This window comes from Serratia sp. root2 (genome assembly GCF_031931805.1).
Lineage (GTDB): Bacteria > Pseudomonadota > Gammaproteobacteria > Enterobacterales > Enterobacteriaceae > Serratia > Serratia inhibens.
Map to the genome: position 1 here is coordinate 1,978,945 of NZ_JAUJXB010000001.1, position 11,845 is coordinate 1,990,789.

Genomic DNA, 11,845 nt, shown 5'->3' on the forward strand with positions numbered 1-11,845 from the left:
CTTATTGAGGACATGAATATGCGCTTTAACAAGATGTTGGCCCTGGCCGCCTTGCTGTTTGCCGCTCAGGCTTCGGCCGAAACGCTCGAATCCATCGACAACTGCGCGGTGGGTTGCCCGACTGGCGGCAGCAGCAACGTATCTATCGTTCGCCACGCTTATACGCTGAACAATAACAGCAGCACCAAGTTCGCCAACTGGGTGGCTTACCACATCACCAAGGACACGCCGGCCAGCGGCAAGGATCGCAACTGGAAAACCGACCCGGCGCTGAACCCGGCGGATACGCTGGTACCGGCGGATTACACCGGCGCCAATGCAGCGCTGAAGGTTGACCGCGGGCATCAGGCACCGTTGGCCTCGCTGGCGGGAGTGTCTGACTGGGAGTCGCTGAACTACCTTTCAAACATTACGCCGCAGAAAGCCGATCTGAATCAGGGATCCTGGGCGCGGCTGGAAGATCAGGAACGCAAGCTGATTGACCGGGCGGATATCAGCTCGGTGTATACCGTCACCGGCCCGCTGTATGAACGTGATATGGGCAAACTGCCGGGCACCCAAAAAGCCCACACTATCCCCAGCGCCTACTGGAAGGTGATTTTTATCAACAACAGCCCGGAAGTGAACCACTACGCCGCGTTTCTGTTTGATCAAAACACCCCGAAAAGTGCCGATTTCTGCCAGTATCGCGTAACGGTCAGCGAGATCGAGAAGCGTACCGGGCTGATTATCTGGGCAGGTCTGCCGGAGGATGTGCAGGCTTCGCTGAAGAGCAAGCCAGGAGTGCTGCCGGAGCTGATGGGCTGCAAGAGCTAAAACCAAAAAACCCGCTTCGGCGGGTTTAGGTTGATGACAAAATAGCGTTTGCTTAATTGACAGAGGGCGAATATGTTCGCCCCTGTTTACCATATTGATTGTCAGGGTAACCGAAGCATACCGCGTCCTGGCGAAGAAAACCTGTGAAGGCTTTGCCAGGAACCTGAAGCCCTTCAGCATTTTTTTGTTTCGCAAATTGTATTGAAAAACCTCAGGTTACTGCATCATTGAAAACATCAGCCGCGCTTGTTCCCTTCTTGCTGAGGCTGAAGTTTAGTTCATATAGCTTTTTTTACCTGGAACGTTATTGATGGAGCGGAACTCAAATCTGTGTCTTTGCCTGCAAATACGATGAGTATCAGTTTTCATTATAAGTATCAAAAAAGATAAAAAAGACAATCTTGTTAAGCATGACATATCGCCAATAGCCCATACGATGCAATGAGCATTTTTCAGATGAGTTATAACGTCCCAGATTAGAATCAGCCCTTTCCGAAAACACAATATATTTTAGCTTTTGCAGTAAGTTAGTATGGGAAAACCTCCGGTAATCATAGCGAAATTCTCATTTTTAACCGGCGGGAATATTTTTATTGACAAAGAACATTAAATGGAACATAAATGACTGTTTTGTAAAATTCTGGAATGAAAATGAAGCATGCTAAACACGCCAAAATAGCCGCTCAATCAAATCAATGCAGTCAGTTGATTTTAAATAAAAATTCAAAAAAACATAATATCTATACGTTTTGTAATGGCATGGGTGCATCTCGCAACAGATCCGTCTGTATAAGTTTATATTTTTATTAAAATGCTATTTTTGAACGTAATGAAATGCACTCAAAAAAATGATAGGGGATACATCGATGAAAAGACTCGAACTTCTGGATTATGGACGACTATTTGCGGCACTAATGGTCGTTTTATTTCACTATACATTTAACGGAATCAATAATGGAAAAGTGTACACAATCGATTTCATTCCGCACCTTTCTGAAATAACGAAGTATGGTTATTTGGGTGTAGAGTTGTTTTTCATGATTAGTGGATACGTAATATTCTATTCCGCAAAAAACAGAACCGCCGCAAAGTTCGCGTCATCTCGAGTAACAAGACTTTATCCAGCGTACTGGTTTGCAGTTATTTTTACATCGATCTTTGCTTATTTCCTGGGTGGCAGCATGATGTCAACAAATTTAAGCACGGTACTTGTCAATCTCACGATGTTACAGTCACTGCTTGGGGTTGAAAATGTCGATGGTGTTTACTGGACATTAATATTTGAATTAAAATTCTATTTATTGATATTCGCCCTTCTTTTTATCGGGTTACAAAAGTACTTAGAAAAAATTATTGTCGCATGGGGTGTGATTATAACCTTGTCTTATTTCTTAGGCTTGGAAAGTCACGTATACCTGGGTGGTTTTTACGGTTATTTCGTTTCGGGAGCGTTGTTTGCTATTTTAAAAGAACGTTTTACTCTGTTCAGGTTTGCTGTCCTGACCGCTCTTTATGTAATAAGCACTATTTACATAGTTAATCGTGCTGAATTACCTGGCGAGGCAACTGGAACAGGAAACTCAGCGATCGTCATTTCAATTGTAATCACTTTGTTTTATCTATTCTTTTTCCTTCAAAACACAAAGTTATCAGAAAATCTCAAGTTAAAAGGGTCGAAACTAGCGGGGGCTTTAACATACCCAATATATTTAATTCACGCCCACTTTGGGTATATGATGCTAAACAAGTTTGCAACGAACGATAATAAAATAGTTGCATACATTATCATTATCACTTCTGTTTTCATCATTGCAGCGCTGATGCATTTCATTATCGAGAAAAGGTTATCCTTTATCTGGAAATATCTATTCAGCATGTTTATAGAGAAACCTGTCACTCAGCTTCAATATTACTTCGATGCGGTCAGAGACTCATTATTCCGGAAAAAGAAAATAGCTTAGAATCTTTTTCTGGCATTGAATAAAACCCTACCAATAAAAAAGGTGAGAGGGGTGTATAAAACCCCCTCTCACCGTCTAAATGATTATTCACTTATCATCGATTAATACTAGTCAACAAGGTGAATCCGCTATGGAAAACATCTGAGAATCGAAGTGACTGCTTAAGTTTGATTTTCCACACGCGTAATCCCGTGTTTCTTCATGACGTCTTCCATGGTCAGATTTTCATCCTCTGGCGTTTCGTCAATAACGACATTTTCCGGACGAACATAAGGCTTGGTTGCACGCTTGAACATCCACCACCAAACGAACACCAGAAACGCTCCGGACTTCAGAAAAATCATGGTCCATAACGCCACTTGATACCAGTTCATCTCTATCTCCATGAAAGAGTTAAGCGCAATCGCATTACTCCATTTTAACCTTTGCACTGCCCTGATCAAGCGTTGGAAACCCGTCGACCAGGGATGACATCGAACAGATCGGGGAAAAAACGATGTGACAGTTTGTTCAGTAGCAGAAAGTCGGGCCATCTGGCACGGTCGTGCCGATAAAAAGCTGATTTTCGCATCCCGCGTATACCTGCTTTTTGGCTATGTCAGCGGGAGTCTACTCTGGTGAGCGTTGTTTTAGAGCGGCATAATGGCCACCAAGCTGCTTCAGATGCATCTCCACCTGAGCCTGCACGGCGGAAGGCAACGGCTGCCCTGCAGGTGTTTGCGCCAATATTCGCAACTGTTCTTCGAGCGGCATGGTACGGTTAAACGACTGCATGGCGGTAAATACGACTGATTTCAGTTCGCTGACCGTCATGTATTTTCCCTTTTGCTCATCCAGCCCATTCAGCCTGTCGCTGAGTTGCTGTAGCTTCATCATTCCCTGATGCCAGCCATTCAGATTTTCTGCCGGCAAACAGTAGCGAGAGAAACGGAAGGCAGGCAGGAGTTTATGGGCGTTTCAGTGCGCCAGATACAAAAAACCCCGCGCTCGAAGAGCACGGGGTCAGAATGTATGGCGGAGGAGCAGAGATTCGAACTCTGGAACGGTTTCCCGTCGACGGTTTTCAAGACCGTTGCCTTCAGCCACTCGGCCACCCCTCCGCAACGAGCCGAACTATAAACAGAGCCGATCCGCTTGTAAAGCCCATTCCCGCTCAACCGAACGAAAAAACAGCACCTGGCGTGCAAGCGTTGAAGAAACCACCAACGTTCGCTCAGGGTTGCAGCAATGATAACTAACGGTAAAGATTGGTAAACAAACTTTAATCAAACGCTTGCGCTGCCTATCATCGGAACTAATTTTGTGATGACCTGATAAGAGAGATCATTATGGACCGTATTGTCGTCTCATCCTCCTCGCGCGACTCGTTGCTCAGCACGCATAAAGTTCTGCGCAATACCTACTTCCTGCTTTCGTTAACGCTGGCGTTTTCCGCGCTGACCGCGACCGCCAGCACCATGCTGGGGTTGCCGGCGCCGGGCCTGCTGTTGATGCTGGTCGGGTTCTACGGCTTGATGTTCCTGACCCACAAACTGGCGAACAGCCCGGCGGGTATCCTGGCGGCATTTGCGCTGACCGGTTTTATGGGGTACGCACTGGGTCCAATCCTCAGCTCGTTCATTAATACCGGGGCCGGCGATCTGATCATGCTGGCGCTGGGCGGCACCGCAGTGGTGTTCTTCTGCTGTTCAGCCTATGTGCTGACCACGCGCAAGGATATGTCATTCCTGTCCGGGATGATGATGGCAGGCTTTGTGGTGTTGCTGGTTGCGGTAATCGCTAACCTGTTCCTGCAAATTCCGGCCCTGCATCTGGCGATCAGTGCACTGTTTATTCTGTTCTCCGCCGGCGCAATCTTGTGGGAAACCAGCAATATCATCCACGGCGGCGAGACCAACTACATCCGCGCCACCGTCAGCCTGTATGTGTCGCTGTATAACATGTTCATCAGCCTGTTAAGTATTTTGGGCTTCGCGCGCAGCAACTGAGTCAACGCTTGCTAAACACCCAAACCCTGCCTCGGCGGGGTTTTGTTTTTTGCGACAACCAAAAATTTGTTAAACTGGCGGCCGTTCTGAATCATTCGTTATCGAGGCAGTATGTTGGAGTTTGAAGGCCAGACTATTGAAACTGATGCGCAAGGTTACCTGAAAAACAGCGCAGACTGGCATGAGGGCCTGGCGCCGCTACTGGCTGCACAGGAAGAGATAACGCTAAGCGAGGCGCATTGGGAAGTGGTGCGCTTTGTGCGTAACTTTTACCAGGAATTTAATACTTCACCGGCAATCCGCATGCTGGTGAAAGCCATGGCGCAGAAATACGGTGAAGAGAAAGGCAACAGCCGTTACCTGTATCGCCTGTTTCCAAAAGGCCCGGCCAAGCAGGCAACAAAAATCGCCGGCCTGCCAAAACCGGTAAAATGCATCTAAACGTTAATAGCGAATACTGAAACCCTGGTAATCGGCCGTGCCGCGGGGCTCAACCAAAACGCGATCGACACGTGCGCTGCGCGGGCCACCGTTCTTCAGCCATTCCACCAGCTTATCTACCTGCGGTTGTTCGCCGCAGGCCACCACTTCGACGCTGCCGTCATCAAGGTTGCGCGCATAACCGCTTAACCCCAACGCCGTCGCCTGATGCTGGGTGTTATAGCGAAACCCCACCCCTTGCACCACGCCATAGACATACGCAGCAATGCAAACTTGTGTCATAATCCGCCCCTTATCAACTTTCGTTTATGGCATGGCCTGTGCGTCGCACGGCGATGTCACTCTTTTTATCTAGCTGGCACATTCTTAATTATGACCGTACGCCTGTTTCTCGCCAAAGGACGTGAAAAATCCTTACTCCGTCGCCACCCATGGGTATTCTCCGGTGCCGTTCAACGTATTGAAGGTAAAGCCCTTTCCGGCGAAACTATTGATATTCACGACGCCCAGGGCAAATGGTTGGCGCGCGGCGCCTATTCACCTGAGTCGCAGATCCGCGCCCGTGTCTGGACATTCCAGCAGGAAGAAGAGATTAACATCGATTTCTTTGTCCGCCGCTTGCAGCAGGCACAAAACTGGCGTGATTGGGTAGCGAAACGTGATGGGCTGGATGGTTATCGCCTGATTGCCGGCGAATCTGATGGTATGCCAGGCGTTACCATCGATCGTTTCCAGAATTTCCTGGTCCTGCAATTACTGTCCGCCGGCGCCGAATACCAACGCGCGGCGCTGATTACCGCCTTGCAGCATTGCTATCCTGAATGTGCGATCTACGATCGTTCAGACGTAGCTGTACGTAAAAAAGAAGGTTTGCCGTTGGCGCAGGGGCCTGTGCTGGGCGATCTTCCCCCTGCTCTGCTGCCAATTACCGAGCACGGCATGAAGCTGTTGGTGGATATCCAGCAAGGCCATAAGACCGGTTTTTACCTCGATCAGCGCGACAGTCGCCTGGCGGCACGTAATTATTCCGCCGGCCGCCGCGTACTCAACTGTTTCTCCTACACCGGAGCCTTCGCCGTTTCAGCCCTGATGGGCGGTTGTTCGCAGGTGATCAGCGTAGATACATCGCAAGCTGCGCTGGATATCGCCAAGCAGAATGTCGAACTGAACCGGTTGGACCTGAGCAAAGCTGAGTTTGTGCGCGATGATGTATTCCAGTTGCTGCGCGCCTACCGTACGCAAGGCGAAAAATTCGACCTGATCATTATGGATCCACCGAAGTTCGTCGAAAACAAAAACCAACTGGCCAGTGCCTGCCGCGGCTATAAAGATATCAATATGCTGGCGTTGCAGTTGCTCAATCCGGGCGGCATTTTGCTCAGTTTCTCCTGCTCCGGCCTGATGCCAACCGATTTGTTCCAGAAAATTTTGGCCGACGCCGCTGTAGATGCCGGGCGTGATGTACAATTTATAGAGCAGTACCGTCAGGCTGCCGATCACCCGGTTATCGCAACTTATCCTGAAGGATTGTATTTGAAAGGGTTTGCGTGCCGGGTGATGTAACTTGAAATACGCTGCGTTGCCCTCATATAGAGAGCAACGCACTGTTTCTCAGGAGGTCATCATGATTGCCAGCAAATTCGGTATCGGACAACAGGTTCGGCATAAGTTGCTGGGGTATTTGGGCGTGATTATCGATATCGACCCTGAATACTCCCTCGAGCAGCCCAAAGCTGATGAGATAGCGGCGAATACCGATCTGCGGTTCGCCCCTTGGTACCACGTGGTGATGGAAGACGAAGAAGGCCAACCGGTGCATACCTACCTGGCGGAAGCACAGCTGGATGGGGAAGCTCAAGACGCCCACCCCGAACAACCATCGCTGGATGAACTGGCGGAATCCATCCGTCACCAGTTACAGGCACCACGCCTGCGCAACTGATGCGTAATGGCCTGAGAAACTCGCCTTAAAGGCCTGGCGCAATACCAGGCCTTTATTTTACTCAGTGCTCGAGGCCCAGCCGCGGGATTTCGATTTTAGGGCAACGATCCATCACCACCTTAAGCCCCGCTTCGTTCGCCAATGCCTCTGCTTGCTCATTAATTACGCCGATTTGCAGCCACAACGCCTTGGCACCGATGGCAATAGCCTCTTGCGCCACCTCGTATGCAGCCTCTGAATTGCGAAATACGTCAACCATATCGATCAGATGCGGAATATCCGCCAGCTTCGCATAAACTTGCCGGCCCAGGAGCATCTGCCCCGCCAGCTTGGGGCTAACCGGTGTCACCTGGTACCCCTGTGAAAGCAAATAGGCCATCACGCCAAAGCTGGCGCGCGCCGGATTATCACTGGCACCCACCAGCGCAATGGTTTTCACCTGTTGCAGCAGGCCGGCAATGTCGTTGTCTTGCATTTTCCGCTCCCAATAATTGACAGGGACTCCCCTGTGATGAGTGTAACTCATTGACCTTGAATCGACGAAACGCGATACCCCGGAAACTCCCTGCCACTTTTGTGGTCTGATGCTGTCACTGCTAACATTCACTCGGCGAATGATGTCAAAATAAATATAAATGTGTATATTTGTAAACAAAAACGCATTTATGAAAAATTTTGACACAATCTATGGCATGTCCAACACTAATAACGATGCCACTTATAAGGAGATAACGATGAAATTTGGTCTGATGGTTGCGGGGCTGCTCAGCATCAGTATCAGCGTGCCAGCCGTAGCTACGACCCTGAGACTCTCCTCTGATATCGACCTGCTGGTGGTTGATGGCAAGAAAATGACGGGATCGTTGCTAAAAGGCGCCGACAGCCTGGAGCTGGATGGCGGACAGCATCAGTTGCTGTTTAAAGTCGTCAAGTCTGTTCGCTCGGGCCAGCATGAGGTAACGGCCTATACCTCCCCACCGCTTATCGCCACCTTCAATACGCAAAATGTCAGCTCCGTAGCCATTGAGTTGCCACGCATTGAGAATGTACGTGATGGCCAGAGATTTGATAAAACGCTTAATTACCAGGTTATTGATAAAAAAGGCAACGCGTTGGCGATGAGACATGACGTGTTGCACCCCGATGGCGTGACGCTCAATATTGATCTGGAAAAACTGATGGCGGATTACAACAGCCAGAATCGCCCAGCCTCGGTGCCATCCTTCGCACAGGTTCGTACCGGCGCGTCGCCCTCCCCACTGGGCAGCACAACATTAAACTCTCCCACGGTGACGTTGAAGGGTGAAAACGTTTCCGAACAAATGCTGCAATACTGGTTTCAACAGGCAGATAAAGACACCCAGAAACGTTTCCTGCAGTGGGCCAATAAACAGGCCACCCATTAGGATCAGCGGCGCCTTTTGCACAAAGGCACGCTTTCTTCGCATTTTCCGGTGTAAACGCTAGGCAGTGAAAAACAGTTTCAGTAATCTGTCGCACATCCCCCCCGATCAGCGAAGGACATCGAGATGGAATTTACTACCCGCACTATCGCCGCGCGCAAACACATTGCATTGGTGGCACACGATCACCGCAAGCAAGCCCTGCTCAAGTGGGTTGAAGACAATAAATCCGTATTGGAGCAGCATCAGTTGTACGCCACCGGCACCACCGGCAACCTGATCCAGCGGGCCAGTGGCATTCCGGTACAAAGCATGCTGAGCGGCCCGATGGGCGGCGATCAACAGGTCGGCGCACTGATTGCGGAAGGTAAAATCGATATGTTGATTTTCTTCTGGGATCCCTTGAATGCGGTACCCCATGACCCGGACGTAAAAGCCCTGCTGCGCCTGGCGACAGTATGGAATATTCCCGTCGCCACCAATCGCTCTACCGCAGATTTCCTGATTGATTCTTCGCTGTTTAAAAGCGAAGTGGAAATCGCTATTCCAGATTATCAGCGTTATTTGCAGGATCGCCTGAAGTAGTGATTGCGGCCTGGCAAACACCAGGCCCTGAACTTAAGGTTTTTTCTGCAGCGGCACGCCGAGATCCTGCAAATGCTCAACGAACACCGACGGACGTTCGCGATCCTGCAATAGCCAGACCTGATGCTTAGCGCGTGTCAGCGCCACATACAGCAGCCGCCGCTCCTCTGCATCCGGAAAATCTTCCGGTTGGGGCAACAAGACATCCTCCAGCACCGACTCACGCGCTACCGCGGGGAAACCATCGTTGCCTTCGTGCAAACCGGCGATAATCACATACTCCGCCTGCTGCCCTTTGCTGGCGTGAATAGTCATAAACTCGAGGGTCAGTTTTGGCCACCGGGTCGCCGCTTTCGACAGCACTTCCGGTTTCAGATGATGATAACGCGCCAGCACCAGAATGCGCTCATCCGGCTTGGCGTAACCGCTCAGCTTGTCGAGCAGATTCTCCAGTTGCTCATGCGGTAAAATCACCACCGATTTCTTATTGCCTTTACTCAGGCTGTTCAACGGTTTTTTCAACTGGTGTGGATTCTGTTGTACAAAGCGGTTTGCCACCTCACCGATACGTTCATTGAAACGGTAAGTGGTATCGAGCGCACACTGGGCACCTTCGCCAAAGTTTTCGGCAAAGGCCGTGGTTAGCGTCAACTCCGCACCGCTAAAGCGGTAAATAGCCTGCCAGTCATCCCCCACCGCGAACAGGCAGGTTTGCTTATTCTGCTTGCGTAGCGCTGCCAGCAACTGGGCTCGTTGCGGCGAAATATCCTGGAACTCATCGACCAGAATATGCTTCCACGGGCTGACAAAACGCCCTTTTTCCAGAATATGGACCGCCTGATGAATAAGGCCGGAAAAATCCACTGCCCCTTCATCTTTCAGCGCACTTTTCCAGGCTTTCAGCAACGGTGCCATCAGGCGAATGCGTTTTGAAAACAGGTCACGGATCTCTTCATCCGCCTGTTCGATCATTTCCGCCTGGCTGCCACCGTGCATCCGCATCAGTCCCAACCAGCGTTCGAGCCGGCCGGCCAGCCGCTCTGTCAGGCGTTTATCCTGCCAGAAGTCGCCTTCGGGCACGTCCCATTCCAATTCATCAATCAACCACTGACGCCATCCTTTGGCCTGAGTTTTTTTCTCTGTACATTGTTGCTGCCAATGGGTAATCAACAAAGCACGCCGGGCCTTGCTGTCGGTTTCCAACTTGCTGATTGCAGGCACCTTGCGGTTGCCCTGCTGAATGATCTGCAGCGCCAGCGCGTGAAAAGTTTTGGCTTGAATCGCTACGCTGCCCAAACGCTCCTGAATACGCTCATTCATCTCTTCCGCTGCCTGGCGACCAAACGCCAACAACAGTATCTGCCCGGGTTCAGCCTCCTGACGGCGTAACAACCAGCCGGCTCGCGCCACCAGCACCGAGGTTTTTCCACTGCCGGCACCCGCCAGAACCAGCACCGAGTCTTCGCCATTGACCACTGCACGGCTTTGTGACTCATTCAACGGTGAACTTTCGATAGTCTGGAAGAAATCGTGATACGTCTCCAGCATGCGCTCTGTCCACTGCTGATTACGTTGCCCCACACTGCGCAATCCGTGCTGCAACCATTGCTGACATAACTGATAATCATCCCGGCAGTTGTCGAACTCGTCTAACCGCGCTACCGGCATTGGCAAAGCGCCAAAAGACTGTCGGATCTGCTGCTGCAATTTTCCCAGCTCGGACTTTTTGAACCACTTGTCCTGCTGTTCAATACGGTGGATATGTTCAACCTGCTGTTGTAAAACGCCGGAGCTGATTTCGCTCATCTCGGCGCTCCATTGCTGCCAGGCCTGTTGCAGGTAATGGTAGAAACGCTGAGTTTCTTGCCATTCGGTACCATGCAGACGTACCACTTTTTCATCGGGCAGCTCAAATTCCAGCTCGCCCCAGACGATGCCTCGTTTGCATCTGACTTGAATCAACTGATTGAAAGGAATCAGATATTCATGCTTTTCACCGCTCACCTCAACCCCAGCGTGCAGCAACCGCACACGGTTATAAGGATGCTGAGCCAGGTGTTTCCCCAGCGATGTCGCTTTAAGTTCCATATCGGCGCGCCATGACTATGTTGAGATTAAATAACGGATATCTGCCAGTTTACCTGTGATAAGCAGTGGCACTCTAGCGCTAAAAAAAGGGTAGAATAGATTTTGCGTTTTGATACCAAACGCAACCGCGTCGCGGTTTGGCCATCATTAGAGCAGAATGACGACTATGCGTACTGTACTGAATATTCTTAATTTTGTGTTGGGCGGTTTTTTCACTACCTTTGGCTGGCTGGTCGCAACGGTGTTCAGCGTCATACTGATTATTACCCTGCCCTTGACCCGCTCATGTTGGGAAATCACCAAATTGTCGTTTCTGCCTTTCGGCAACGAAGCCATTCACGTTAATGAACTGTATCCGGAAAAAAGCAACGCGCTGCTTTCTGCCAGCGGTTCGCTGCTGAATATTGTCTGGCTGATACTCTTCGGTTGGTGGTTATGCCTGTCCCACATCGCCGCCGGCATTGTGCAGTGCGTGTCGATTATTGGCATCCCGGTTGGCATTGCCAATTTCAAAATCGCCGCCATCGCACTGTGGCCAGTGGGTCGCCGCGTGGTATCGGTTGAGATGGCTCAACAGGCCAGAACTGAAAATGCCCGGCGTCAGTATCAACAGCGTTAATT

At 50.2% G+C, this 11,845-nt stretch carries 13 protein-coding genes, 1 tRNA gene and 1 pseudogene; 9 read left to right on the forward strand and 6 right to left on the reverse strand.

The features are described from left to right. Positions 1 to 18: 18 nt before the first annotated feature. Both QZQ97_RS09115 and QZQ97_RS09120 read left to right on the forward strand, forming a co-directional pair. Complete coding sequence (locus QZQ97_RS09115) at positions 19 to 816, forward strand: DNA/RNA non-specific endonuclease (protein ID WP_311993173.1); 798 nt, start codon at positions 19 to 21, stop codon at positions 814 to 816. A gap of 866 nt (positions 817 to 1,682) precedes the next feature. Beyond that, positions 1,683 to 2,777 carry an acyltransferase family protein gene (locus tag QZQ97_RS09120; protein ID WP_311993174.1) on the forward strand — a complete coding sequence of 365 codons (1,095 nt, stop codon included), beginning with the start codon at positions 1,683 to 1,685 and terminating at the stop codon, positions 2,775 to 2,777. A 161-nt stretch (positions 2,778 to 2,938) separates the two neighbouring features. Here QZQ97_RS09120 and QZQ97_RS09125 read toward each other — a convergent pair whose 3' ends face one another. From QZQ97_RS09125 to QZQ97_RS09135, 3 genes and pseudogenes are all read right to left on the reverse strand, one after another. After that, positions 2,939 to 3,151: a hypothetical protein gene (locus QZQ97_RS09125; protein ID WP_311993175.1), complete on the reverse strand. Its 213-nt coding sequence runs from the start codon at positions 3,149 to 3,151 to the stop codon at positions 2,939 to 2,941. A gap of 235 nt (positions 3,152 to 3,386) precedes the next feature. Continuing rightward, positions 3,387 to 3,689, reverse strand: a pseudogene (locus QZQ97_RS09130) (VasL domain-containing protein); the annotation flags it as partial. Between the two features lie 100 nt (positions 3,690 to 3,789). Further along, positions 3,790 to 3,877 (reverse strand) — tRNA-Ser (locus QZQ97_RS09135). Positions 3,878 to 4,105: 228 nt separating this feature from the next. Here QZQ97_RS09135 and yccA point away from each other — a divergent pair. Both yccA and tusE read left to right on the forward strand, forming a co-directional pair. Next, positions 4,106 to 4,765, forward strand: a complete 660-nt coding sequence (gene yccA, locus QZQ97_RS09140; RefSeq protein ID WP_004942825.1) for an FtsH protease modulator YccA — start codon at positions 4,106 to 4,108, stop codon at positions 4,763 to 4,765. Positions 4,766 to 4,876: 111 nt separating this feature from the next. Continuing rightward, positions 4,877 to 5,206: a sulfurtransferase TusE gene (gene tusE, locus QZQ97_RS09145; RefSeq protein ID WP_311993176.1), complete on the forward strand. Its 330-nt coding sequence runs from the start codon at positions 4,877 to 4,879 to the stop codon at positions 5,204 to 5,206. Between the two features lie 3 nt (positions 5,207 to 5,209). Here the strand turns inward: tusE and yccX are convergent, their stop codons facing one another. Further along, a complete protein-coding gene (gene yccX, locus QZQ97_RS09150; protein WP_126527812.1) occupies positions 5,210 to 5,488 on the reverse strand; it encodes an acylphosphatase in 279 nt (92 codons plus the stop codon). 90 nt (positions 5,489 to 5,578) lie between these two features. Between yccX and rlmI the strand changes: the two genes are divergently transcribed. Both rlmI and hspQ read left to right on the forward strand, forming a co-directional pair. After that, positions 5,579 to 6,769, forward strand: a complete 1,191-nt coding sequence (gene rlmI, locus QZQ97_RS09155) for a 23S rRNA (cytosine(1962)-C(5))-methyltransferase RlmI (RefSeq protein WP_311993177.1) — start codon at positions 5,579 to 5,581, stop codon at positions 6,767 to 6,769. A 61-nt stretch (positions 6,770 to 6,830) separates the two neighbouring features. Then, positions 6,831 to 7,148 carry a heat shock protein HspQ gene (gene hspQ / locus QZQ97_RS09160; RefSeq protein WP_004942817.1) on the forward strand — a complete coding sequence of 106 codons (318 nt, stop codon included), beginning with the start codon at positions 6,831 to 6,833 and terminating at the stop codon, positions 7,146 to 7,148. Positions 7,149 to 7,209: 61 nt separating this feature from the next. Here hspQ and QZQ97_RS09165 read toward each other — a convergent pair whose 3' ends face one another. Beyond that, positions 7,210 to 7,623 (reverse strand): CoA-binding protein, encoded by a 414-nt coding sequence (locus tag QZQ97_RS09165; RefSeq protein ID WP_311993178.1) that lies wholly within the window; start codon positions 7,621 to 7,623, stop codon positions 7,210 to 7,212. Between the two features lie 259 nt (positions 7,624 to 7,882). Here QZQ97_RS09165 and QZQ97_RS09170 point away from each other — a divergent pair, with 259 nt between their 5' ends. Next, complete coding sequence (locus QZQ97_RS09170) at positions 7,883 to 8,554, forward strand: DUF2057 family protein (RefSeq protein WP_311993902.1); 672 nt, start codon at positions 7,883 to 7,885, stop codon at positions 8,552 to 8,554. A gap of 123 nt (positions 8,555 to 8,677) precedes the next feature. Further along, positions 8,678 to 9,136, forward strand: a complete 459-nt coding sequence (locus tag QZQ97_RS09175; protein WP_006320716.1) for a methylglyoxal synthase — start codon at positions 8,678 to 8,680, stop codon at positions 9,134 to 9,136. 33 nt (positions 9,137 to 9,169) lie between these two features. Here QZQ97_RS09175 and helD read toward each other — a convergent pair whose 3' ends face one another. Then, positions 9,170 to 11,224, reverse strand: coding sequence for a DNA helicase IV (gene helD / locus QZQ97_RS09180; protein ID WP_311993179.1), 2,055 nt, complete (start codon positions 11,222 to 11,224; stop codon positions 9,170 to 9,172). Between the two features lie 166 nt (positions 11,225 to 11,390). Between helD and QZQ97_RS09185 the strand changes: the two genes are divergently transcribed. After that, on the forward strand, positions 11,391 to 11,843 hold the full coding sequence (locus tag QZQ97_RS09185) for a YccF domain-containing protein (RefSeq protein ID WP_126527809.1): 453 nt from the start codon (positions 11,391 to 11,393) through the stop codon (positions 11,841 to 11,843). The last annotated feature ends 2 nt before the right edge of the window (positions 11,844 to 11,845 follow it).

Excerpts from the sequence above, each read along its gene's own strand:
- QZQ97_RS09115 (WP_311993173.1), top strand. The coding sequence starts at position 19 with ATGCGCTTTAACAAGATGTTGGCCCTGGCCGCCTTGCTGTTTGCCGCT.
- QZQ97_RS09120 (WP_311993174.1), top strand. The coding sequence starts at position 1,683 with ATGAAAAGACTCGAACTTCTGGATTATGGACGACTATTTGCGGCACTA.
- QZQ97_RS09125 (WP_311993175.1), bottom strand. The coding sequence starts at position 3,151 with ATGAACTGGTATCAAGTGGCGTTATGGACCATGATTTTTCTGAAGTCC.
- yccA (WP_004942825.1), top strand. The coding sequence starts at position 4,106 with ATGGACCGTATTGTCGTCTCATCCTCCTCGCGCGACTCGTTGCTCAGC.
- tusE (WP_311993176.1), top strand. The coding sequence starts at position 4,877 with ATGTTGGAGTTTGAAGGCCAGACTATTGAAACTGATGCGCAAGGTTAC.
- yccX (WP_126527812.1), bottom strand. The coding sequence starts at position 5,488 with ATGACACAAGTTTGCATTGCTGCGTATGTCTATGGCGTGGTGCAAGGG.
- rlmI (WP_311993177.1), top strand. The coding sequence starts at position 5,579 with ATGACCGTACGCCTGTTTCTCGCCAAAGGACGTGAAAAATCCTTACTC.
- hspQ (WP_004942817.1), top strand. The coding sequence starts at position 6,831 with ATGATTGCCAGCAAATTCGGTATCGGACAACAGGTTCGGCATAAGTTG.
- QZQ97_RS09165 (WP_311993178.1), bottom strand. The coding sequence starts at position 7,623 with ATGCAAGACAACGACATTGCCGGCCTGCTGCAACAGGTGAAAACCATT.
- QZQ97_RS09170 (WP_311993902.1), top strand. The coding sequence starts at position 7,883 with ATGAAATTTGGTCTGATGGTTGCGGGGCTGCTCAGCATCAGTATCAGC.
- QZQ97_RS09175 (WP_006320716.1), top strand. The coding sequence starts at position 8,678 with ATGGAATTTACTACCCGCACTATCGCCGCGCGCAAACACATTGCATTG.
- helD (WP_311993179.1), bottom strand. The coding sequence starts at position 11,224 with ATGGAACTTAAAGCGACATCGCTGGGGAAACACCTGGCTCAGCATCCT.
- QZQ97_RS09185 (WP_126527809.1), top strand. The coding sequence starts at position 11,391 with ATGCGTACTGTACTGAATATTCTTAATTTTGTGTTGGGCGGTTTTTTC.